Source organism: Rathayibacter tanaceti, from assembly GCF_001634385.1.
Classification (GTDB): Bacteria; Actinomycetota; Actinomycetes; order Actinomycetales; family Microbacteriaceae; genus Rathayibacter; species Rathayibacter tanaceti.
Window position 1 is genome coordinate 1 of record NZ_LIIN01000296.1, and the last position, 734, is coordinate 734.

Consider the following 734-nt stretch of genomic DNA (forward strand, 5'->3'; position numbering starts at 1 on the left):
CGGAGGCCGGGTCCGCCTCTGGTCGCGCGCGCGACCGCCGGCGGCGCCTCTGCGGGCACGAACGGCATCGCGATGAACTCGGTGAACCCGCCCGTCTCGTCCTGGATCGTAGCCAGTGTGCGCAGGTGGGCGAGCTGCTGCTCCGGGGTCTCGACATGCCCGTAGACCATGGTCGAGGTCGAGCGGAGCCCGCTGCGGTGGGCCGCGGTGATCGTCTCGCGCCACTCGGCGGCGTCGGGTCTGTGCCCTCGCTGAGGATCGCGCGCACGCCGTCGTCGAGGATCCGCGCGGCCGTGCCCGGGACGGAGTCGACCCCCGCCTCGCGGAGCGCGTCGAGCATCGCGGGCAGAGTGCGGCCCGTGCGCCGGGCGACCTCGAGGATCTCACCGGGCCGGTATGCGTGCAGGTGCAGGGAGGGCTGCCTGGCCGAGAGGGTGCGCGCGATCAGGAGCAGATCGTCGCCCGGATGCTCCTGGCCGATCGCGCCCTGGAGGCAGAGTTCGGTCGCTCCCAGCGCGACGGCTTCGTCGGCGAGTTCTTCCAGGCGTTCGACCGTGAGGCCGCCTGCACCCCAGAGGGAGGTGTCGATGTTGCGGTTCACGACGATCGAGACGACGTCGCCCACGGCCTCCCGGCGGACGTCGTCGGCGAGCGCGGCGAGCGCGTCGAGGTCGTCGCCGTCCGCCGCCAGCAGGGCGAGGTAGTCGGCATCGGAGAGCCCTGCCGGGTCGGCG

1 protein-coding gene is annotated in these 734 nt (G+C 73.4%); it reads left to right on the top strand.

All coding sequences use genetic code 11. From position 1 onward, the window contains the following. Nucleotides 1-400: 400 nt before the first annotated feature. On the top strand, nt 401-734 hold a 334-nt coding region (locus ACH61_RS18735; RefSeq protein ID WP_236713738.1), incomplete at its 3' end, for a hypothetical protein.